The organism is Stenotrophomonas sp. 93052_Sma (genome assembly GCF_056481145.1).
In genome coordinates, this window is record NZ_CM151134.1 from 3,154,623 (window position 1) to 3,176,613 (window position 21,991).

Annotated in this window: 14 protein-coding genes and 3 pseudogenes; 5 read left to right on the forward strand and 12 right to left on the reverse strand. The window is 65.7% G+C overall.

What is annotated here, in order from left to right:
* Positions 1-60: 60 nt before the first annotated feature.
* Entirely contained in the window at positions 61-1,044 is a 984-nt protein-coding gene (locus ACZK2V_RS14920) for a hypothetical protein (RefSeq protein WP_154263972.1), read from the forward strand.
* Positions 1,045-1,054: 10 nt separating this feature from the next.
* On the opposite strand, the gene ACZK2V_RS14925 is transcribed toward ACZK2V_RS14920, so the two are convergent.
* The 3 genes from ACZK2V_RS14925 to ACZK2V_RS14935 form a co-directional block, all read right to left on the reverse strand.
* On the reverse strand, positions 1,055-1,375 hold the full coding sequence (locus tag ACZK2V_RS14925) for a hypothetical protein (RefSeq protein WP_005410210.1): 321 nt from the start codon (positions 1,373-1,375) through the stop codon (positions 1,055-1,057).
* Positions 1,376-1,565: 190 nt separating this feature from the next.
* Entirely contained in the window at positions 1,566-4,028 is a 2,463-nt protein-coding gene (locus ACZK2V_RS14930; protein WP_486322550.1) for a S9 family peptidase, read from the reverse strand.
* A gap of 166 nt (positions 4,029-4,194) precedes the next feature.
* Positions 4,195-4,524, reverse strand: a complete 330-nt coding sequence (locus ACZK2V_RS14935; protein WP_164161270.1) for a hypothetical protein — start codon at positions 4,522-4,524, stop codon at positions 4,195-4,197.
* Positions 4,525-4,866: 342 nt separating this feature from the next.
* On the opposite strand from ACZK2V_RS14935, the gene ACZK2V_RS14940 reads away from it, so the two are divergent.
* The 3 genes and pseudogenes from ACZK2V_RS14940 to ACZK2V_RS14950 all read left to right on the forward strand — a co-directional run bounded on the left by ACZK2V_RS14940 (position 4,867) and on the right by ACZK2V_RS14950 (position 6,709).
* The gene (locus tag ACZK2V_RS14940) at positions 4,867-5,517 is read left to right on the forward strand and encodes a hypothetical protein (protein ID WP_164161269.1); all 651 of its coding nucleotides are present in this window, start codon (positions 4,867-4,869) and stop codon (positions 5,515-5,517) included.
* Between the two features lie 50 nt (positions 5,518-5,567).
* A complete protein-coding gene (locus tag ACZK2V_RS14945; RefSeq protein ID WP_486322551.1) occupies positions 5,568-6,341 on the forward strand; it encodes a HipA family kinase in 774 nt (257 codons plus the stop codon).
* A pseudogene (locus tag ACZK2V_RS14950) lies at positions 6,319-6,709 on the forward strand (DUF3037 domain-containing protein). Before ACZK2V_RS14945 ends, ACZK2V_RS14950 begins: the two are co-directional and overlap by 23 nt.
* A gap of 16 nt (positions 6,710-6,725) precedes the next feature.
* On the opposite strand, the gene ACZK2V_RS14955 reads toward ACZK2V_RS14950, so the two are convergent.
* Together ACZK2V_RS14955 and ACZK2V_RS14960 are read right to left on the reverse strand one after the other, a co-directional pair.
* Entirely contained in the window at positions 6,726-8,156 is a 1,431-nt protein-coding gene (locus ACZK2V_RS14955; protein ID WP_486322552.1) for a serine hydrolase domain-containing protein, read from the reverse strand.
* A gap of 218 nt (positions 8,157-8,374) precedes the next feature.
* Positions 8,375-9,280: a LysR family transcriptional regulator gene (locus ACZK2V_RS14960; protein ID WP_486322553.1), complete on the reverse strand. Its 906-nt coding sequence runs from the start codon at positions 9,278-9,280 to the stop codon at positions 8,375-8,377.
* 123 nt (positions 9,281-9,403) lie between these two features.
* Between ACZK2V_RS14960 and ACZK2V_RS14965 the strand changes: the two genes are divergently transcribed.
* Positions 9,404-10,393, forward strand: a complete 990-nt coding sequence (locus ACZK2V_RS14965; protein WP_486322554.1) for a zinc-dependent alcohol dehydrogenase family protein — start codon at positions 9,404-9,406, stop codon at positions 10,391-10,393.
* Between the two features lie 43 nt (positions 10,394-10,436).
* On the opposite strand, the gene ACZK2V_RS14970 is transcribed toward ACZK2V_RS14965, so the two are convergent.
* The 7 genes and pseudogenes from ACZK2V_RS14970 to ligA all read right to left on the reverse strand — a co-directional run bounded on the left by ACZK2V_RS14970 (position 10,437) and on the right by ligA (position 21,967).
* Positions 10,437-12,965, reverse strand: coding sequence for a membrane-bound PQQ-dependent dehydrogenase, glucose/quinate/shikimate family (locus ACZK2V_RS14970; RefSeq protein WP_049422085.1), 2,529 nt, complete (start codon positions 12,963-12,965; stop codon positions 10,437-10,439).
* Positions 12,966-13,096: 131 nt separating this feature from the next.
* Positions 13,097-15,809: pseudogene (gene gyrA, locus ACZK2V_RS14975) on the reverse strand (DNA gyrase subunit A).
* Positions 15,810-16,028: 219 nt separating this feature from the next.
* On the reverse strand, positions 16,029-17,093 hold the full coding sequence (gene mtnA, locus ACZK2V_RS14980) for an S-methyl-5-thioribose-1-phosphate isomerase (RefSeq protein ID WP_049400195.1): 1,065 nt from the start codon (positions 17,091-17,093) through the stop codon (positions 16,029-16,031).
* A 47-nt stretch (positions 17,094-17,140) separates the two neighbouring features.
* Complete coding sequence (locus ACZK2V_RS14985) at positions 17,141-17,869, reverse strand: DUF3011 domain-containing protein (RefSeq protein ID WP_032127686.1); 729 nt, start codon at positions 17,867-17,869, stop codon at positions 17,141-17,143.
* 142 nt (positions 17,870-18,011) lie between these two features.
* The gene (gene epmA / locus ACZK2V_RS14990) at positions 18,012-18,944 is read right to left on the reverse strand and encodes an EF-P lysine aminoacylase EpmA (RefSeq protein ID WP_486323333.1); all 933 of its coding nucleotides are present in this window, start codon (positions 18,942-18,944) and stop codon (positions 18,012-18,014) included.
* A gap of 18 nt (positions 18,945-18,962) precedes the next feature.
* Positions 18,963-19,446, reverse strand: a pseudogene (locus ACZK2V_RS14995) (N-acetyltransferase family protein).
* Between the two features lie 49 nt (positions 19,447-19,495).
* Entirely contained in the window at positions 19,496-21,967 is a 2,472-nt protein-coding gene (gene ligA, locus ACZK2V_RS15000) for an NAD-dependent DNA ligase LigA (RefSeq protein ID WP_201119375.1), read from the reverse strand.
* Positions 21,968-21,991 lie beyond the last annotated feature (24 nt).

Sequence of the window (21,991 nt, forward strand, 5' to 3'; positions counted from 1 at the left end):
CACCCCGGCGCTGTGCCAGACTCGCGTTGGCACCTGCCACGGAAGATAGAGCACCCCGCGATGATGATCGTTCCCGCCTACTGGGCCGAAGCCCGCCTGCAGGCCCGTTTCCGTGGCCGGCCGGTGGTGGTGCGCCGCTTCGGCTGGTCCGACGAAGGCCCTGCCGAGGCGCAGGTGCACGCCGACCGCCGCGCCAATGAAGCCCTCAATGCCATCCTCGCCGGACAGGTGCTGCCGCGTCGCGAAGTGCGCAGCAACTACGGCGTGGAAGGCGTGCCGATCCGCGAGCAGATCGTGCAGCGCGACGGCGACGTCGTCATAACCCGCAACAGCTATGGCGCACTGTGCCTCAACAGCCCGGACGTACTGTTCGCCGACATCGACCATGCGCAGCCGCCAGCCGGCTGCGTGATGCCGGCCATCGTTGCGGCGGTCGTGCTGCTTGCCGGCGCCGTCACCGGCACGCTGCTGTGGCATTGGCTGGTGGGACTGGTGCTGGGCGTGGCGGCGGTGGTTCTGGTCAATGCGGCATTGCTGATGCGCCGCAGGCAGCGGCTGGCCGCCGCCGGGGGCGCCGAGGGGTTGGCGCTGCGACGCGTGGAAGCCTTCAGCGAACAACACCCCCACTGGCATCTGCGCGCCTACCGGACGCCTGCGGGACTGCGCGTACTGGCGATGCATGCCACGTTCTCCCCGGAGGACGAGCAGCTGCAGGCATTCTTCAAGGCACTGGGCACCGATACCCTGTACGCGCGCATGTGCCGGCTGCAGCATTGCTTCCGTGCGCGACTGACACCGAAGCCGTGGCGCGTCGGCCTGAAGTACCGCATCCGCCCGCCAGTGGCCGCGTGGTCATCCGAACAGGCCAACAATCCGGATCGATTGGCCTGGATTGCCGAGTACGAAAAGAAGAGCGCCGGCTTCGCAGCCTGCGCTTATCTACGCAGTTTCGGCGAGACCACCCGGGTGCATGCCAAGGCCGAGCACGTGCGCGACCTGCATGACGGGTTATCCCACGCGCAGGACCGCCTACCGCTGGCGTGAGGGCGGGTGCTCAATCAGCGCTCTGCACGAACGGCTGCCCTGCCAGGGTAGTGCCCAGCCGCACCGCAATCTGCTGTTCACCCTTCTCGAAGGTCGTCGCGCACTGCTTCCCGCCCTTCTGGCACCCCACTTCCGGAAAGCCCTCCAGCGATTCCGGCGCGCCCTGCGCCGGCTTCACCTGCCATCCCGCAGCATCCAGCAGGCGCTTGGCCTTGGCGTAGGGCATGCCGGCGATGATCCCCAGCTGCGCCAGCTCGGTGGGCAGCGACTGGGCATGGGCGTTTGAAACCAGGACCAACGACAACGTTGCAGCAAGAACGATGGCTTTCATTGCACCGACCCGGGACGAACTCACAGGGCCAGCCTAGCCCATCTGCGTGGCACGCGAATGTGCCGGTAACACGTCGTTACCGAGTCTCCACAGTTGATTGCAGAGCACGTGCGGCTGGTTACAGCCGAGCGTGGGCTCGGCGCTACAGCAGGATGCAGGAAGGCCACCCAGAGGTGGCCTTCCTGTTCCTTCACTTGGCGTTCTTCACGTAGGTGTCGAACCAGTTCAGCATCTCCGACACCAGCTGCTCGTTGGACTCCAGCGCGGTGTACCAGTGCGGTTCGTTCGGCAGCATCACCAGGCGGGTGGTACCGCCGTTGCCACGAATGGCCTGGTAGAGCTTGCGCGACTGGAACGGTTCGGTGCCCGGGTTGGCATCGTCCTCACCGTGCACCAGCAGCAGCGGCAGCTTGATCTTGTCGGCATAGAAGAACGGCGAGGCCTTCAGGTACACGTCCTGCGCCTGCCATACCGAGCGACGCTCGTTCTGGAAGCCGAACGGGGTAAAGGTCTTGTTGTACGAACCGCTGGTCGCCACACCGGCCTTGAACAGGTTGGTGTGCGCGATCAGGTTGGCGGTCATCAGGCCGCCGTGGCTGTGACCGGTCACGCCGATGCGGTTGCGGTCGACCACGCCCATGTCCACGGCCTTGTCCACCGCTGCCTTGGCGTCGGCTTCCAGCTGCTCCAGGTAGGTGTCGTAGGCGTTCTTCGGGTCACCCACGATCGGGAACGAGGCATTGTCGATGATCGCGTAGCCGGCCAGCAGCATCAGGCGGTACGGCTGCAGGCGGGTGAAGGTCTGCTGCGAACCGGACACCTGGCCGGCCTGCGCGGCATTGGCGAAGTCGGCCGGGTAGGCGTACAGGATCGCCGGCACGCGCTGGCCCTCCTTGTAGCCCGGCGGCGTGTACAGGGTGAACGACAGGTCCACGCCATCGGCACGCTTGTAGGTCACCAACTGCTTCTTGATCTGGCGCACTTCCGGGGTCGGGTCGACCAGTTTGGTCAGCGCGGTCGCGGTGGACGCGAACTGCGCCTCGCCGGTCTTCGCATCGGCCACTGCCTCCCCCTGCTGGCGGATGAAGGCGTTCGGCGGATCGATCACCGACTGGTGCCAGGTCAGGTAGCGCCCCGGCGTGTTGCTGAAGCCGAGGAACTGTTCGTAGGCGTCGGCACTGCTACGGAACAGGCGCTCGCTCTTCAGCGTGCCCAGGTCCAGGCGGTCGAGGAACGGACGATCGCCCTGCGGCGAGGCGCCACGGCCGCTGAGGAACACGTGGTTGCCCTCACGGCGCACGACCTGCGCGCCATTCGGCAGGCGGGTGAACACGAGGTTGCCGGGGTTGCCGTACAGCTCATCGCTGGACATGTCCCACAGCAGGCGACCTTCCTTGTTCGGCTGGTCCACGTCGACGATGCGGGTCTGCATCCAGTGACGGTTCTCGTCGTTCTCGTACTGGAAGGCTACGGCCGGATCGGCGGTCCACGCGAAGCCCTCGAATCGCTGCGCGGTACGGGTGATCTCGGTCGGCCTGCCGTTGAACGGGGCCTTCAGCATCAGTACGCGGTCACGGTGCGGCACGCTGACTTTCCAGTCGCCCTTGTCCAGCGCTTCGGCATAGACCAGGGTCGCCGGATCGGTGGCTCGCCAGTCGAAACCGCGCGGGCCTTCCGGTACGCCGTGCACCGGCACGCGATCCGCCAGCGGCAGGCTGGCGATCGGCGTGCTGCGGCCGTTGCTCACGTCCAATACGGCCACATCATTGGCGAAGCGCTGGTAGGTCACCGCATGTGAGTACGGCGCCTTGATCGATTCGGTCAGCACGTGCACGCCATCGGGCGCGGCGCTGACCTCGTTGAACAGCGCAGGCTGCCCCACCGGGCGCACGCTGCCCGCGGCGGTATCGACCACGGCCAGCTGCGAGGCACCGTAGTAGGCGAACAGCTTTTCATCATGCACGCTGGTCAGCGTGTCGCGGGCTTCGTAGGTGCTGCTCTCGCCACTGCTGCCCAGCGATTCCTGCGCATCCGGACCGGTCGGCACGCCACCGTTGGACGGCGCCGGACCCTGATTGGCCGGCACCAGTTTCACCAGCAGGTTCTGGCTGCCACCCAGCCACTGCACGGTGTAGCCGAAGATCGGATTCAGCTGTACGTTCGGCACCTGCTTCACCTGGCCGGTGGCCGCATCGCCCACCCACAGCTGCACGCTGGTATCGACCGCATTCTGGAAGGCGAAATGGCTGCCGTCGGCCGACCACAGCGCGCCAGTGGCGCAGCCCTGCGGCAGGTTGACCTTGGTCTCCTTGCCGCTGCCGATATCGACCAGGGTGAAGTCGGCCACGCAGGCCGGAATACCGTAGCCGCCGGGGGTGTCATGCCGACTGCGGTTCTTCGGCTCCAGCCGAACGCCGGCCAGCTTCAGGTACGGCTGGGCGACGCGGCTGATCGACGGGTAGGTCTGCGCGGTGGTCAGCAGCAGGCGCTGGCCGCCCGGGGCCACGTTCGGTGCCGGCGGCGGCGGTGCCTTCAGCACCTTGAGCAGGTGTTCCGGCGGCTTCGCGTAATCGGCAAGCGCCGGGCCTGCGGCCAGCAGGCCGACGGTGGCAACGGCAACAGCCGCCGCCAGAGAGGTTCGACGGATCAGCATCCTTATCCCCTGGGTGTGAATGGGTACCCGGAATCGGGCATGGCCCCGAATCTAGCACCGCAGGGGTTGTCGTGAATGGGCCGGAAGGGCTAGTGACCGGATGGGGCAAAGTGCAGCTCCGGGAGGTGCCGGGGAGCTGCCGGCACCTGCTTGGCATGGCCTGCCACTACTGCTGGGCGTGCAGGTCCCAGGCGGTGAGATAGTCCGGGTCGACCACGATCATGCCGCTGTTGCTCATCCGGTACTCTCCCGGCTGGGCCGGCAGGTACTGGTCAAGCATCGGCGGCAGGTAACGCTCGTGGCCATCATTCTCGTCGGCCAGCACCACGCCTTCATCGGCACTGATGCGCAGCACCGTTCCCGCGTACTGCTCCAGTCCCTGCACCTGGCCGTCGCCGCCGTAGCGGGTCACCCCGACCAGCACCAGTTTTCCGATCATTTCCTCGACCTTGGCATCGTCTAGGGGAGGGAGCATGGGATTGAATTCGTCGCTCATAGGTTCACCTCGAAAGCCTGCAAGGGCATCGAAGGCCAGACGGGCCCCGGCTCAACAATGCGAGACGGCAAACGCTTGTGCCTCTCAAATGCATGAATGTGATCGATGGCTAACGTAACGCGGAGCGGAAGCGCGACTGACTGCGGTGAATGGGCAACCAAGGCCTGAACCCAGTGGCCGTAGCCAAGAACCAGCAGAATTGCAGTTGGATGCTGCCATCACCCATAGCACGACGGAGTGAAGGATCGGAATTCAAAGACAGGCGTCGCCCGCTTGTCGCTGGACTTCCATCAACAGCAAATCGCACCGTAGGCTAGAACCTGATCTGACGAGAGCTAATCCATGAAATGGACTTATCTAGGCGCCATCGGAATTGTGGCCCTTGCCTCAATCGCCTTGGTCGCGCTGACCTACAGGTTACATTTTCCCGGTTCTGTATCCCCTGACCCTTCCATCTGGGGCTCCTTCGGAGATTACTTTGGGGGCATCCTCAATCCGCTATTCGCGTTCCTCGCCTTTCTAGGCGTCCTTTGGTCGATCGGAATGCAGAATCAGCAGCTGAGAGACGCATCGATTGAGAAAAAGAGTGCGGAGATTCTTCTGGTCATCCGAGACATGGATGCGCGAATTCATACCCTTCTTGAAACCGAGGTCGGCAAGACATTCGATAGCGTAGGAGCAACTTCTCTAAGAATTAGACATATGGTATCGGAGGCGGGGAAGAAGGACCGAGCATCAGGACCAAGCGACAGCTACTTCTCATTCCTGAGCACAGCACGAGTAGAGGGCAGCATCGTTGAGTCGTCCACCAGGGATCTCCGTCACCTGGTGATCTCGATGCAGGAATTAATTGCTTTGCACCCGGTCGGTCCACGCAACGAACTACTTCCAATCACGAAGTACTATTCGAACAAGACCAGACCCGTCGCAATCCTGATCAACGACATAGAAGCTCTCTCAGGTGAACTCAAGCACTTCTACTCACTGAAGTAAGTGCAGGGGCCTATCTCTCATACAGATTGCGATCACGCTAGAATGCGCGCATGCGCACCGTACATGCCCTCCGCTACATCACCCCCTTGCGGGAAGGTGGCTCCCTGCCGGCCGTGGTCGAGACCGACGACGACGGCATGGCCGTGCTGAAGTTCCGTGGCGCCGGCCAGGGCCCGAAGGCCTTGATCGCGGAGCTGATCGCCGGCGAAATGGCGCGCACGCTGGGCCTGCCGATTCCGGAGATCCTGTTCGTGGAGCTGGACCGCGAGTTCGCCCGCACCGAGCCCGACCCGGAGATCCAGGAACTGATACGCGCCAGTGAAGGTTTGAACCTGGGCCTGGACTACCTGCCCGGTGCGATCAACTACGACCCGGCGGCGATGCCGGTGAATGCCGACCTCGCCTCGCGCATCGTCTGGTTCGATGCGTTCACCAGCAATGTCGATCGCACCACGCGCAACCCCAACCTGATGGTGTGGCACCGCAAGCTATACCTGATCGATCACGGTGCGGCCATGTACTTCCATCACGACTGGGCCAACGCCGGCGATGCCTGCGAAAAGCCGTTCGTGCTGATCCGCGACCATGTGCTGCTGTCGTTCGCCAGCCGCATCGCCGAAGTGGATGCCGAGCTGGCCGCGCGCCTGACCGCCGAGATCGAGCGCATCGTCGGCCTGGTGCCGGACAGCTGGCTGGTGGACGAACCGGCGTTCGACAGCCCGCAGGCCTATCGCCAAGGCTATATCAACTATCTCAAGCACCGCCTGAAAGTGCGTGCAGTGTTCGTGCAGGAGGCCATCTGTGCCCACGCTGCACACGTATGACTACGCGGTCATCCGCGTGGTACCGCGGGTGGAACGCGAGGAATTCATCAACGTCGGGGTGATCGTATCCTGTCCCGGCGCGTCAACTGGAAGCGGCCATCGAGATCGATCCGGCACGCCTGCACGCCTTCGCGCCAGCGCTGGACCAGGAGGCGTTGCAGCCATGGCTGAATGCGATCGTGGCGATCTGCCGTGGCGACGCCAGCGCCGGGCCGATCGCGCAGCTGCCGGCGCGTGCGCGCTTCCATTTCCTCACCGCCAAGCGCAGTTCGGTCGTGCAGATGTCGAGCACGCATGTCGGCCGTACGGCCGACCCGGCGGGTGTGGTGGAACACTTGATGACGAAGATGGTGCGTGTGCCGGAATAACCGGCACGCATCGCGATCAAAGCGGCACCCGTCGCGCGATGTAGTTGACCACGTTACCGATCGCATCCGGATCGACATTGGCCAGCCCAACGATCACATAGCCCTGTGCAGGCAGCACCACGATGGCACTGTTGGAGCCGGGCGCACCGCCTTCGTGGCCATACTGGTGTTCCCTGCCCTCGCCCTGCACCACGAAGCCGAATCCGTACCAGCCCTTGTGGTTCTGCGCCGCGGTGGCCTGCTGCAGCAATGCAGGTGAGACCAGCCTTCCACTGCGCAATGCCTCAGCGAATTTCACCATGTCGGCCACCGTGCTGTAGCCACCGCCGGCTGACATGCCGCGCCAGGGCAGCGACTTCGTTTCACGGACCCATTGCCCATCCTTCTTGGTGTAGGCGACGGCACGCTGCGGGACGTTCACTGTTTCCGGCTCGAAGCCGGTGCCGGTCATGCCCGCCGGCCCCAGGATGTGCTCTTCCACATAGGCGTAGTACGACTGCCCCGAAACCGCTTCGATGATGCGCCCCAACACGATGAAGCCATAGTTGGAGTAGCCGTCCTGGCTACCAGGCGTGAATTGCGGTGCATCCTTGGCGAAGCGCTGCACATAGTCATCCAGCGTCTTCAGCGACGCGGAATACTGCTCGAAATCATCGCCGAAGAAATCACCCAGACCGCTGGTATGTGACAGCAGATGACGTACGGTCACGCCGTTGGCGACCGTCCTGTTCGGATAGTCCGGCAGATGCTTGCTTATCGTGTCATCAAGGCTGAGCTTGCCCTCCTGCACCAGCTGCAGGATGGCCACTGCAGTGAACATCTTGTTGGAGGACGCAAGGCGAAACTGCGTATTCACGCCCACTGGAATGCCAGCGGTGCGATCGGCCTCGCCACCGCGCCAGTCCAGCAGCACCTTGCCGTTCTGCGCCACCTGCAACGCTCCCGACAGCGCGTCCTGCGCCCGCAGCGCCTCCAGCTTTGCTGTGGCGTCGGCCATCAGCGCAGGCAATGCAACCCGTGTTGGCTTGTACTTGTCCGGCGTTTCAGTGCCTTCGATCTGGAACTGCTTCACGTGCGACGGGTTGGCCGGGTCCATGACCGCCGTCACCCGCATCGCACGTTCGCTCAGCTGGCCCATCACCAGCAGCTTCGCCTGGCTGGGCGCGCGCTCGAGTGTTTCCAGCACGCTCAGCGGGCCGGTGCTCTCGCGGAACTCGAGATAGTCCTTGGGAGTGCTGCCCTCCTGCTTCGCATATCTGTCGGCGAATGCCTGCAAACCCTTGAGGCTGCCCGCATTGAAGGCCGCGAGCCAGTCATCGATGGCATCCTGCGCACGTGGATGTTCGCGCTCGGAAGATGCTGCGCCAACTGCCGGAAACGCCGATGTGGCCACAAGGACCAAACCGGCCAGTGCATTGCAGAGAAACAGGCGTCCAACAGCCCTCATGGCAGTTCCTTTGCGGGTATCCCTGGGCGCATCCTAGACGATGGATCGGCCCACCGCATCCACGCCAGGGACTCCGCCGCAACACCTCGACGGTGACGTTGAATGCCTCGATGCGATGCCATTCACTCCGCGCGTGCGGTGAAATGCGCACAGCCCTGAAAGCAACGTGAGTGCGTGATCCTTCGCAGTTGATGGAAACCCTGCTACCCGATGCCACGCTATCGCCTTGCCATCGACTGCTCGGTGAAACGCGCCACACAGAAGTCCAGGAAACTGCGCAGCTTGGGGGTCAGCTGGCGGTCACGCGGGTACACCAGGTTGATCCACGTCGATACCGGCACATGGTCCGGCAGCACTTCCAGCAGCTCACCACGCTCCAGCGCAGCGGCAAGCATTTCGTAGGGCTGCAGGATCAACCCCAGACCACCCATGGCCGCTGTCAGCAGCGGCTCGGCCTGGTTGACCATGAAGCGGCTGGACACCGGCACGGTCAGCACGCTGCCATCGGCATCGCGGAAGCTCCAGCGCGTGCGGATGATCGAATGCGCGAAGCCCAGGCACTCGTGCCGGCTCAGGTCATTGGGATGAGTAATGGCCGGGCGCGAAGCCAGATAGTCCGGCGAGGCACACAGGACCAGTGGATACGGCCCCAGCCGCCGCGCCACCAGCCCGCTGTCAGCCAGGTCTCCGGTACGGAACACCAGGTCGTAGCCGTCCTCGACGATGTCCACCAGACTGTTGGACAGGTTCAGATCAACCTGCACATCCGGGTACTGCTGCATGTAGGCCACCACCGCCGGGCCAAGCGCGTGCACGCCGAAGGTGACCGGCGCACTGATGCGCAGGCGACCCATCGGCCGTCCACGTGCCACTTCGGCCAGCTGCTCGGCCCCCTCCACTTCCTCCAGGATCACCCGCGCCCGCGCGAGGTAGGCCTGGCCGAAGTCGGTCAGGCTCTGCTTGCGCGTGGTGCGGTTGAGCAGGCGCACACCCAGATGCTGTTCCAGCGCCTGGATGTGCTTGCCGACCAGCTGCGGCGACAGGTCCAGTGCCTCGGCAGCGGCGGCGAAGGAGCCGACCTCGGCCACCTTGGCGAAGGTCCGAAGGGGAACGATCAGGTCCATTGCAAACAATTGTTTTTCAATGAAACGCCAGATTACCCCTTATTCTGGATGCAGACTACGCGCACAGTAGCGCTCACCCTTTCGCCGGCGCCCTCGCCGGCCCTTCCTCGGAGCCCCCCCCCCATGAGCCAGGTTGTCCGCATCCACGAATATGGCACTGCCGATGTACTGCGCATCGACGATATCGACGTTCCCGCCCCCGCCCCTGACGAAGTCCAGATCCGGGTGAAGGCGATTGGCCTGAACCGCGCCGAGGTGATGTTCCGTAACGGCGCCTACCTGCAGGAAGCGCAGTTCCCCAGCCGCCTGGGCTACGAAGCGGCCGGCGTGGTTGAAGCCGTCGGCAGTGCAGTGAGCGGATTCACCGCGGGCGATGCGGTCAGCGTGGTGCCGCCGCTGGATATCGCGCGCTGGGGCACCTACGGCGAACTGGCCAACGTGCCGGCACGACTGGTAGTCAAGCATCCGCAGGCACTGGACTTTGAAACGGCCGCCGCGGTGTGGATGCAGTACGTCACCGCCTGGGGCGCGCTGTTGGAACAGGCACGCCTGGCCGCCGGCGATTTCGTCATCATCACCGCCGCCAGCAGCAGCGTCGGCTTGGCCGCCATCCAGATCGCCAATGCAGTCGGCGCCACGCCGATCGCTGTGACCCGTGGCCCGGGCAAGCGCCAGGCCCTGCTCGACGCCGGTGCCGCCCATGTCATCGCCACCCAGGAACAGGATCTGGTGGCCGAAGTCACGCGCATCACCGGCGGTGCCGGCGCCCGAGTGGTGTTCGATCCGATCGGTGGTCCGCAGTTCGTACCGCTGACCGAAGCCATGGCGCGTGGCGGCATCCTGCTGGAATACGGCGCGCTGAGCAGCGAACCCACGCCGTTCCCGTTGTTCAGCGTGCTGGGCAAGTCGCTGACGTTGAAAGGCTACCTGTACTCGGAGATCGTTTCCGACGATGCCGCGCTGGCCCGCGCGAAGGCATTCATCGTGGATGGCCTGGACAAGGGCACGCTGGCACCGAAGATCGCCAAGGTATTCCCGTTCGCGCAGATCCAGGACGCACACCGTTACCTGGAATCGAACGAGCAGATCGGCAAGGTGGTGGTGACGGTGTGATCCAGCGTCATGCAACGGGGGCGGCCCACCGCCCCCGTTGCGGTTACCTGGGCAACGCAAACGCCATCACGTAATCGCCGTTCGGGGTTTCCATGAAATGATGGCCGCCGGCCATGATCACCACGTACTGGCGCCCGCCCTGCTCGTACACCATCGGGTTGGCCTGACCTCCCGCGGGCAGCGTGGCATGCCACAACTCCTTGCCGGTCTTCAGGTCGATGGCGCGCAGCAGGTCATCGGTGGCGGCGGCGATGAAGATCAGGCCGCTGGCGGTCACCACCGAACCGCCATTGTTCGGTGTGCCGATCTCGATCGGCAGGCCGGAGCGGATGCCGAAGGGTCCGTTGCCGCGCGCACTGCCGAATGGACGGTCCCACAGCAGCTTGCCGGTGCGCAGGTCGATGGCACGGATGCCGCCATAGGGCGGCTGCTTGCACAGCAGACCGGTGAACGGCAGGCGCCAACCGGCATTGACCTGGATGGCGTAGGGCGTGCCCACCTGCGGGTCACCCGCGCCTTCTGCTCCGCCCTTGTCGAACCGGATCTTTTCGCGCGGCAGCCAGCCCAACCGGTCGGCCTCCGCGCGTGGCACCAGCCGGTTGTAGTTCGGCATGTCGTTGTAGTTGGCCACGATCACGCCGCGGCGCGTATCGATGGACACACTGCCCCAGTCCGAGCCGCCGTTGTAGCCGGGGTACTCGATGGAATGGCGCTCGCTGCTCGGCGGCGTGTAGAACCCTTCGTAGTAGGCCTTGCGGAACTGGATGCGGCAGACCAGCTGGTCGATCGGGGTGATGCCCCACATGTCACGTTCGGTCAGCTCATGCTCGCGACGCAGCGTGTGGTACAGCGAGAACAACTGCGTGGGTGAACGCTGCTCGGGTTCGACGCCGCCCACCGGCACCTTGCGCTCTTCGGCCGCGGTCAGAAGCTGGCCGTTGCGGCGGTCGAGGATGTAGATGTCGCCCTGTTTGGTCGGCAGCAGGATCGCCGGCACTTTGCCGGCCGCCGTCGGGTAGTCGATCAGGCTGGCCTGCGAACCGAGGTCGTAGTCCCACACATCCTTGCGCACCGCCTGGAAATGCCAGACCGGCTTGCCGGTGGCCACGTCGATCGCCACCAGTGACGTCGCATAGTGGTTCTGGTTTTCCGTGCGTGAGCCGCTCCAGTAGTCACCCGCGGAATTGCCCAGCGGCAGGTAGACCAGGCCCAGCGCCTCATCACCGGTGGCGGTGGTCCACATGTTGGGCGTGCCGCGCGTATAGGTCTGCTCGCGCGGCGGCAGACCGCTGCGCTCGGGCTGGTCCATGTCCCACGCCCAGCGCAGCTTGCCGGTGATGGCATCGTAGGCCTGGATCACGCCCGACGGCGCATCGCGGCGCTGCCCGTCCAGCACCTGGTGACCGGTCACGATCACCCCGCGCACGATCGCCGGTGGCGAGGTGATCGACACGTAACCCGGTGGCACCTCACCCATGCCCAGGGTGATGTCGACCTGGCCGTTGTTGCCGAAGTTGGCGCAGGGGCGGCCGCTGTCGGCGTCCACCGCGATGATGCGGCCGTCCAGCGTGCCTTCGATGATGCGTGCCCAGCACGCCGGGCGATTGCCCGGTGCAGCACTGCGGGTGACGCTGGGCGGCGGCTCCGGCAGCGCCAGATCAGCGGCGACATCGGCCAATGCCGCATCGGCAATGGTCGGCGTGCGGGGCTGCTCGTAGTAGCTCACCCCGCGGCAGGCGGCGGTGTACGGAATCGAGGTGTCCTTCACTTTGGGATCGAACCGCCACAGTTCCTTGCCGCTGGCGGCATCGAGTGCGATCAGGCGGTTGCGCGCGGTGCACAGGTAAAGGCGATCGCCGATCTTCAGCGGCGTGGTTTCCGCGCCCCAGCGCTTCTTGGGCATATCGCCGGTACGGAACTGCCAGGCTGGCTGCAACGAGGCCACATTGGCCGGGGTGATCTGCTGCAGCGGCGAATAGCGGGTGGCGGCATTGCTGCGGCCCCACGCCGGCCAGTCGCCCTCGGCGGGCTGGTCAGCCGGCTGCAGGCCCGTGGTATCACGCGTAGGTTCCAGTCCGGCGCTGACCGCGCCTTCCGGGAACGGCTGATGCCCATCCACTTCACCATGCGGCGCAAAGGCCAGGCCGAAGGCGGCCACGAACACCAGCATCAGCACACCCGCCGCGCTGCGCGACAGGCGTTTGGAGACCGGCTCGTGCAGGGTGGGCGCCAGCAAGGCCAGCACGATGCCGAGTGCGGTCACCAGGCCCAGCCGGGGCACCCAGCGCCAGTAGTCGCTGCCTGACTCCCACCAGGTCCACAGCAGCGTGCCGATGAACACCAGCGCGTACAGCAATGCACCGCTGCGGCGGTTGCCGAACAACAGGATGCCGCTGGCCAGCAGGCCGAGCCCGGCGATGGCGTAGTACGCCGAGCCGCCAAGGCTGAGCAGCCACGCACCGAGCCCGCCGATGACCAGGCCGAGCACGACCAGCAGCAGCGACAGCACGGTGACAAGGGGGTGCCGGGAGGCGCGAACAGGGGCAGGAGCGGACTGCGGCGTGGCGGACATCGTCGATCTCCGGGGGCAGCATGCGCCGTTATCCCACCGCCTGCGTGAAGCGCGCGCGTATGTGCGGCATCCGGATACGACGACGCCGGCACAGGGCCGGCGTCGTCGGGTACCTCAGGCTCGCGGCAGGATCACTCCTGCGCGGCGTCCTCGCTGCTGGCAGCCGCCGGTGCGCCGTCGGTCGCGGCCGGTGCGGCGACGGCCACCTCGTCCTCGTCTTCGTCGATCGAGGCATCCATGCGCTCCACCGCCTGCAGCTTCTCGTCCTTGGACAGGCGGATCAGGGTCACGCCCTGGGTGTTGCGGCCAACGCGGCTGATTTCCGAGCCACGCGTACGCACCAGGGTGCCACCATCGGAGATCAGCAGCACTTCGTCGCTGGAGCCCATCAGCACTGCGGCGACCAGCTTGCCGTTGCGCTCGGTGGTCTGGATGCCGATCACGCCCTGCGTGCCACGGCCCTTGCGCGGGTAGTCCGGCAGCGGGGTGCGCTTGCCGTAGCCGTTCTCGGTGGCGGTGAGGATGTACTGCACGCTGGCGTCATCGGCGCCGTCGATCACCGCATCGCCATTGGCTGCGGTTTCCTCGACACCGTTGTCGTCCTCGTTCTCGTCCTCGCTGCCACCGGCACTTTCGGCCACGATCAGGCTGACCACTTCCTCGCCGGCCGGCATCTTGATGCCACGCACGCCGGTTGCGGTACGGCCCATCGAGCGGACCTTGTCTTCACCGAAGCGCACGGTCTTGCCGTTGGAGGCGAACAGCAGGATGTCGCGCTCGCCGTCGGTCAGGCCGACGCCGACCAGGGCATCGCCCTCGTCCAGATTGATTGCGATCTTGCCGCGCGCCAGACGGAAGGCGAACTCGCCCAGCGGGGTCTTCTTGACCGTACCGTTCTTCGTGGCGAAGAACACGAACTGGCCGTCGGCGTACTCACGCACCGGCAGCACGGCCTGCACGCGTTCGCCCGGCTCCAGCGGGATCCAGTTGATGATCGGACGGCCGCGGGCGTTTGAACCGGCTTCGGGCAGCTGGTAGACCGGCAGCCAGAACACCTTGCCCGAGCTGGTGAAGGTCAGCAGCGTATCGTGCGTGTTGACCAGCCACAGCTGTTCGATGAAATCCTCTTCCTTGGTCGCTGCCGCACTGCGGCCGCGGCCGCCACGGCGCTGTGCGCGGTACACGCTCACCGGCTGCCGCTTCACGTAACCAGCATGCGACACGGTGACCACCACGTCTTCCGGCGCGATCAGGTCGAGGATGTCCAGGTCTTCTTCGCTGTGGCGGATTTCGGTACGACGCTCGTCGCCGAACTCGGCCTTGACGTTGACCAGCTCCTCGCGGATCACCTGCAGCAGGCGGTCGGGATCTTCCAGGATGTGGATCAGCCCGGCGATCACTTCCAGCAGCTGCTTGTACTCGTCGGTCAGGCGGTCCTGCTCCAGCCCGGTCAGGCGGTGCAGGCGCATTTCCAGGATCTGGGTGGCCTGGATCTCGGTCAGCTGGTAGCCGCCCTCGATCAGGCCCACGCCCTTGGGCAGGTCTTCCGGACGCGAGGCTTCGGCACCGGCGGCACCCAGCATCGCACCGACCAGGCCCGGCTCCCACCGCGCGCCAGCATGCGCTCGCGTGCTTCATTCGGGTTCGGCGAGGTCTTGATCAGCTCGATCATCTCGTCGATGTTGGCCAGCGCAACGGTCAGGCCTTCCAGCACGTGGGCACGGGCGCGCGCCTTGCGCAGCTCGAACACGGTGCGACGGGTGACCACTTCGCGACGGTGGCGGACGAACGCCTCCAGCATCTGCTTGAGGTTCATCAACTGCGGGCGGCCATCGACCAGCGCCACCATGTTGATGCCGAACACCGATTCCATCTGCGTCTGCTGGTACAGGTTGTTCAGCACAACCTCGGCAGATTCACCGCGCTTGATCTCGATGTAGATGCGCATGCCGTCCTTGTCGGACTCATCGCGCAGCTCGCTGATGCCTTCGATCTTCTTTTCCTTGACCAGCTCGGCGATCTTCTCGATCAGACGCGCCTTGTTCACCTGGTAAGGAATTTCGGTGACGATGATCGATTCGCGGCCGTTGTCGGCCACTTCGATATCGGCCTTGGCACGGATGCGCACACGGCCGCGGCCGGTGCGATAGCCGGCGACGATGCCGGCAGTGCCATTGATGATGCCGGCAGTCGGGAAATCCGGGCCCGGGATGTACTCCATCAGGCCGTCGACATCGATTTCCGGATTATCAATCAGCGCGATGCAGGCGTTGATCGATTCGCTCAGGTTGTGCGGCGGGATGTTGGTCGCCATGCCCACCGCGATACCGGCCGAACCGTTGACCAGCAGGTTCGGGAACCGGGTCGGCATGACCGTCGGCTCCAGTTCCTTCTCGTCGTAGTTGGGCTGGAAATCGACGGTTTCCTTGTCGATGTCCGCCATCAGCTCATGCGCGAGGCGCGACATGCGCGCTTCGGTGTATCGCATCGCCGCGGCGGAGTCGCCATCGATCGAGCCGAAGTTACCCTGGCCATCGACCAGCATGTAACGCAGCGAGAACGGCTGTGCCAGGCGCACCAGCGTGTCGTACACCGACTGATCGCCATGCGGGTGGTACTTACCGATGACGTCACCGACGATACGCGCCGACTTGAAGTAGGGCTTGTTGCTGTGCGCGTTGAGTTCGTTCATCGCGAACAGCACGCGGCGATGCACCGGCTTGAGGCCATCGCGCCATCCGGGAGCGCGCGGCCCACGATCACGCTCATGGCGTAATCGAGGTAGCTCTTGCGCATCTCGTCTTCCAGGTTGACCTGGATGATTTCCTTGGCGTTTTCTGCCATTCGGGTTCCGTTGTCTGGTAGCGGTCCAGTCCGGCGCAGCCCTCTGCGGGAGGGGGTCGTGCCGGAACCTCGATTCAACCTGTGGATACTACCACAACAGGCCGTTCCCTGCCTCCATTTACGGGGATTTTACCGGCACAAATCAGGAACTTAGGGGGGCGCGCGGCCAGCGGCCGGCACTACCGGGGGCGGAGGTCACGCTGCCCCCTCCCCTGTGCCTCACCCGCCGAAGGCGGCGCGCATGTTCTCGATGGTCGGGTTCAGGATCACCCCGCGCTCGGTCACGATGGCATCGATCAGTTCACCCGGGGTGACGTCGAACACCGGGTTCCAGGCGGCGATGCCTTCGGCCACGGTGCGGGTACCGCCCACGCCGTACAGCTCGCCCGGGTCGCGCTGCTCGATCTCGATCTGGCTGCCATCCACGGTCTCCATGTCCACGGTCGAGGACGGCGCCACCACCATGAACTTGACCCCGTGGTGGCGAGCGGCGATGGCCAGCTGATAGGTGCCGATCTTGTTGGCGGTATCGCCGTTGGCGCAGATGCGGTCGGCGCCGACGATCACCCATTGCACCGCACCGGTCTTCATCAGGTGCGAGGCTGCCGAATCGGCGATCAGGGTGGCGTCGATGCCATCCTGCTGCAGTTCCCACACGGTCAGGCGTGCGCCCTGCAGCCACGGACGGGTCTCGCCGGCGAACACGCGGGCGATGCGGTGCTGGGCCATGCCGGCACGGATCACGCCCAGTGCCGTGCCGAAGCCGGCGGTGGCCAGCGAGCCGGTGTTGCAGTGGGTCAGCACGCCGCTGCCGGCCTCGATCAGGCCCGCGCCCAGCGCGCCCATGTGGCGGTTGGCGGCCAGGTCCTCCTCGGCAATGGCCTGCGCTTCGGCTTCCAGCAGAGCCTTCCAGTCGGCGCCGGCGACGTTCAGGCAGCGACGCATGCGCGCCAGCGCCCAGGCCAGATTGACGGCGGTCGGGCGCGATGCGTTCAGGCGCTGCAGCGCCGGCTCCAACTGCTGAAGCGCATGCGCGCCATCAGCGGCCTGCACGTCCCGCGCCGCCAGCACCACACCCCACGCTGCGGCAATGCCGATCGCGGGCGCGCCACGCACGGTCAGCGCGTGGATGGCGCTGGCAACTTCGTCACTGTCATGGCAGACCACGTGCTCGACCACGAACGGCAGCTTGCGCTGGTCCAGCAGTTGCAGGGCATCGCCGGTCCAGAGGATCGGACGGATGTGGTCATAACGGGCGTAGTCGATGTCGGAGGCAGTGTTCATGGGCCCATTGTAGGGCCACGCCCCGCGTGGTTGGAGCCTGCCCGGGCTCAATTCACCGAGAATTCGGCGCGGCAGCCGCCGTCCACCCAGATCCCGTTGCGGTTCCAGCCCCAGGTGTTGCCTTCCTCGCACGGGGTGCTGGACAACTGCTCGGTAACGACCGCGCCGACCGAAATGCTCGCCCCACAGAAGCGGCGCTTCTTCGACTTCGACTCGCAGGTCAGGCGGCGTGGCACGTCGACAAAACGGCCGTCCTCGTCAGCCACTTCGAAATCGCCCTGGCAACCACGGCTGGTCCAGACTTCATTGCGCTTGTAGCCCCAGCCCTGCCCTTCGCGGCACGGCAGCACCGACAGCTGGCGCAGCAGGCGCACCGGCGCCCCGTCCAGGCGCACCGGGCAACTCTGCGGGCGGCCATTGGATTCGCAGCGCACCACACGGCGGACCAGGCGCTTGCCTTCCGTTGCCGCAGGCGCTGCACCTTCCGCACGACGCGCACGGAACTCTGCGCGGCAGCCAAGGGTGACCCACACGCCACTGCGGTCGGTGCCCCACTCGCTGCCACGGATGCAACTGTTGCTGGACAACTGGCGCACAAGGTCGATGCCATTGCTGACGTCGATATCGCAATGCACCCAGCCCATGTCGCGCGATTCGCAGGTCACCACTTCGCCGTCATAGCCCGCCTGCTGGGCCGACGCCGATGACGGCAGCCAGGCACCCCAGAGCGCGATGGAGTACACCGGTGCAGCGACAACCGCAAACCACTTGACCAAAGCCTTCCCCAGCAGGAATGGATGAACTGCGTGCCAGTGTCCGGCATCTGCCGTGATAAGAGCATCATCCTGCTTACCGAAGCAAGCGCGGAAACGCGGAATTCCGTTCAGCCTTCGATGTTCAGGAACGTGCGCACCGCGCTCACGCGTGGGCGAAGTCGTAGGCCAGCACATCGGCGATACGCGGCGTGCGGCTCATCGCCATCAACAACCGATCGACACCCACCGCCACGCCAGCGCAGGCAGGCATCGACGGCAACGCCGACAGCAGCGCCTCATCCACGAACGGTTGCACCTGGCCCCGCTCATGGCGTCGCTGCAGGTCACGCTGGAATCGCGCACGCTGTTCGTGCGCGTCGTTCAGTTCGTGATAGCCGTTGGCCAGTTCCACGGCCCCCAGATAAAGCTCGAAACGCTCGGCCAGCGGCGGCGTGCCGGCTCGAATGCGCGCCAGTGCGGCCTGGCTGGCAGGCCAATCGTGGACCACGGTCATCACCGCGTCATCGAAATGCGGCTGGATATGATGGGTCATCAGCAGATCCAGCCAGTCATCGCGGGTCAGCCCGACCGGGTCGATATGTACCTCGCCCAGCGCGGCACGCAACGCGGCCTCATCGGCATCGAACGGATCCAAACCCACGTACTGCTGGAACAGCTCGCGGTAACTGAGCACACGCAGCGTCGCACTGCGCCCGACCAGGGCCAGCGCCTGGCCGACCAGCTCGGCGGTTTCCTGCACCAGACGATGGTGGTCCCAACCGACCCGGTACCACTCCAGCATGGTGAATTCCGGATTGTGGCGGCCGCCCGCCTCGCCGTTGCGGAACACCCGGCCCAGTTCGTAACAGTCACCCACGCCCGCCGCCAGCAGGCGCTTGAGCGGATACTCCGGCGAGGTACGCAGCCAGCGGCGGCGGCCACCGGCATCGACATGGCCGGTGAAATCGGTATGGAAGCTGTCGATGTTCGGCTCGGTGTTGCCGGCCACCGACAGGATCGGCGTCTCCACCTCCAGCACATCGCGATCGGCGAAGAAGCGGCGCACCAGCGCATTGAGCGCGGCACGCTGCTGCAGCGCGCAGCAGGGCCACGCTCACAGGATGCCCTCCGGGCGCGGATGATCCAGCGGCAGGGTCAGCAGATCGCGGGTGTCATCGATGTAGCCACTGGCCAGGTACAGGCGCCGGGCCAGTTCGTTGTGGTGGTTCACTTCCAGCCGCAGGCGGCTGACGCCACGCCCGCGAGCGCGCTGTTCGCAGATGGCCAGCGCCTGCTTGCCGCGGCCGCGGCCGCGCGCGGTGGCTCAGGTACAGCTCGTCCAGCAGCATGAAGTGGCCGCCCTGCTCCAGGCTGAAACCCATCGCGATCACTGCGTAGCCCACCACCTCGGCGGCCTCGTCCAGCCACAGCAGCACCTCGCCATTGCGCGGATCGGCCAGCAGCGCGTCCACGCCGCGACGCACGCGCGCGTCGTCGAAGTCGATCTTGTCTTCGGCATAGAACTCGCGCATCAACGCGATCAACAGTTCTTCGTCGGCACGGGTGGCCAGGCGGAAATCCAGCGGAGCGGTCTGCATCGGTGTTCCTTTGTGTTTCATGCCGGGCGCCAGGCACCCGGCGGGGTCATCATTCGTGTTCGGCGAGGTAGGCCAGCAGGCGGTCTTCGTCCCATACCGGCACGCCCAGCGACTGCGCCTTGTCCAGCTTGGAGCCGGCCTCGGTACCGGCCACCACGAAGCTGGTCTTCTTCGACACGCTGCCGGAGACCTTGGCACCCAGCGCTTCCAGGCGTTCCTTGGCGGCATCGCGGGTGAGCTGGGCCAGGGTGCCGGTCAGCACCACGGTCTGCCCATCCAGCGGGCCGGCCACGATCTCGGCCAGCGCCGGCGCCTTGGCCAGGATCTGCTGCATCGCCTTCTCGGCCGCCAGCAGCATCGCGCCATGGCCATCTGCATCGAGCCACGCAGCCAGGCCGCGTGCAGTGTCATCGGGCAGGCCGGCGTTGACGAACTGGCCATGCTCGGCGTCGAGCACTGCTTGCGCGCCGGAAAGCGCAGCGACCAGTTTTTCGGCGCGCAGGCGGGTGATGCCCGGGATTTCCGATTCGACCAGCAGCTGCGCCAGATCCAGCCCTTCGCGCAGCTTGGCACTGGGCGCATGCACATCGCTGATGCGCACCTGACCGACCTGCAGCAGGTCATCGATGGCCTGCTGGTTGCCCTGCTGCTCGAAGAAGTGGCCCAGCGAACGCGCCACTTCGCCGCCGATGTCCGGCACACGCTTGAACAACGGCCACGGCAGGTGGCGGATCAGCTCCAGGTCACCAAACCACTGCGCCAGCGCCTTGGCCGTGCTCTCACCCACGTGCTCGATGCCAAGCGCGAACAGCAGGCGCTCCAGCGTGGCCGCGCGGCTGGCGTCGATTGCCGCAATCAGGTTGTCGGCCCACTTGGTGGCGATCTTCTTCGTGTTCCATTCGAAGCTGGCCGGCTGTGCCAGCGCCTGTGCGCGCCAGCCCGGATCGTTGCCATCCAGCTTGAGCACCGCATTGAGCACCGCGCCGCTGCCTTCGGCCGGCAGATGCAGCTTCAGCGCGGCCGCCAGTGCCGACGGATCCTCGGCATCCAGCACCAGCTTCAGATGCAGCAGCTGGTCACGGTTGAGCCGGTACAGATCGGCCACGCTTCTGACGATGCCGGCGTCGACCAGGGTTTCGATGTACTTGTCACCCAGGCCATCGATATCCATCGCGCGACGCGAGGCGAAATGGGCGATGGCTTCCTTGCGCTGCGCCGGGCAGGACAATTCGCCCGAGCAGCGCCATGCGGCAGCACCTTCCTCGCGCACGATTTCCGAGCCGCACACCGGGCAGCGCGTCGGCATCTGCCACGGCGTGGTGCCCGGCGGGCGGCGATCAAGGATGACGCTGACCACTTCCGGAATCACATCACCGGCGCGGCGCACGATCACGCTGTCACCCACGCGCACATCCAGGCGTGCGATCTGGTCGGCGTTGTGCAACGTGGCGTTGGACACGATCACGCCGGCCACCGCCACCGGTGCCAGCCGCGCGACCGGTGTGGCAGCACCGGTGCGGCCGATCTGGATCTCGATCGCCTCTACCGTAGTGCTCTGTTCCTGCGCGGGGAACTTGTGCGCGATGGCCCAGCGCGGCGCACGCGAAACGAAGCCCATGGCCTGCTGGCCGGCGCGGTCATCCAGCTTGTAGACCACGCCATCGATATCGAACGGCAGGCCATCGCGGCGCTCACCGATATCGCGGTAGTAGCCGAGCAGGCCGTCGGTGCCTTCCACCACCTTGCACAACTCGCTGACCGGGAAGCCCCAGGCACCGAGCTGGGCCAGCGTGCCCGAATGGGTGTCCGGCAGCTCGCCGCCCTGCACTTCGCCGGTGCCGTAGGCGAAGAAACTCAGCCGGCGCTGCGCACTGATCTTCGGATCGAGCTGGCGCAGCGAACCGGCCGCCGCGTTGCGCGGATTGGCCAGCACCTTGCCGCCCTGCTGGCGCGCACGCTCGTTGTAGGCCTCGAAGTCGGCGCGGGCCATGTAGACCTCGCCGCGTACTTCCAGCACATCCGGCCAGTCCTTGCCGTGCAGGCGCTTGGGAATGTCACCGATCTCGCGCAGGTTGGCGGTCACGTCCTCGCCGGTACTGCCATCGCCACGGGTCGCGCCGAGCACGAAATGACCGTCCTCATAGCGCAGGCTGATCGCCAGGCCGTCCATCTTCGGCTCGGCCGAGAACCGCAGGCTGCGACGGCCCAGGCGCTCGTCGATGCGGCGTACGAAATCCGCCACTTCCTCGTCGCTGAAGGCATTGGACAGCGACAGCATCGGCACCGCGTGGCGCACTTCCGGGAAGCGGCCGGACGGGCGCGCACCGACCTGCTGGGTCGGGCTGTCGGCACGGGCCAGCTCCGGATGCTCGCGCTCCAGCGCTTCCAGCTCGCGCACCATCCGGTCGTAGTCGACGTCGGGGATCTCCGGCGCGTCCAGCTCATGGTAGGCGCGGTTGGCCTGGGCGATCTGCCGGCGAAGGTCTTCGGCGCGTTCGGCGGGGCTGGGGCTCATCGGGATCCGGTGGTTCTGGGATGGCCGGGG

Bases quoted from the DNA above. Each gene is read 5' to 3' on its own strand.
- ACZK2V_RS14955 (WP_486322552.1), bottom strand. From the start codon at position 8,156: ATGAGGGCTGTTGGACGCCTGTTTCTCTGCAATGCACTGGCCGGTTTG.
- ACZK2V_RS14970 (WP_049422085.1), bottom strand. From the start codon at position 12,965: ATGTCCGCCACGCCGCAGTCCGCTCCTGCCCCTGTTCGCGCCTCCCGG.
- ACZK2V_RS14945 (WP_486322551.1), top strand. From the start codon at position 5,568: ATGCGCACCGTACATGCCCTCCGCTACATCACCCCCTTGCGGGAAGGT.
- ACZK2V_RS14965 (WP_486322554.1), top strand. From the start codon at position 9,404: ATGAGCCAGGTTGTCCGCATCCACGAATATGGCACTGCCGATGTACTG.
- ACZK2V_RS14940 (WP_164161269.1), top strand. From the start codon at position 4,867: ATGAAATGGACTTATCTAGGCGCCATCGGAATTGTGGCCCTTGCCTCA.
- ACZK2V_RS14960 (WP_486322553.1), bottom strand. From the start codon at position 9,280: ATGGACCTGATCGTTCCCCTTCGGACCTTCGCCAAGGTGGCCGAGGTC.
- ACZK2V_RS14935 (WP_164161270.1), bottom strand. From the start codon at position 4,524: ATGAGCGACGAATTCAATCCCATGCTCCCTCCCCTAGACGATGCCAAG.
- ACZK2V_RS14920 (WP_154263972.1), top strand. From the start codon at position 61: ATGATGATCGTTCCCGCCTACTGGGCCGAAGCCCGCCTGCAGGCCCGT.
- ACZK2V_RS14925 (WP_005410210.1), bottom strand. From the start codon at position 1,375: ATGAAAGCCATCGTTCTTGCTGCAACGTTGTCGTTGGTCCTGGTTTCA.
- mtnA (WP_049400195.1), bottom strand. From the start codon at position 17,093: ATGAACACTGCCTCCGACATCGACTACGCCCGTTATGACCACATCCGT.
- ACZK2V_RS14930 (WP_486322550.1), bottom strand. From the start codon at position 4,028: ATGCTGATCCGTCGAACCTCTCTGGCGGCGGCTGTTGCCGTTGCCACC.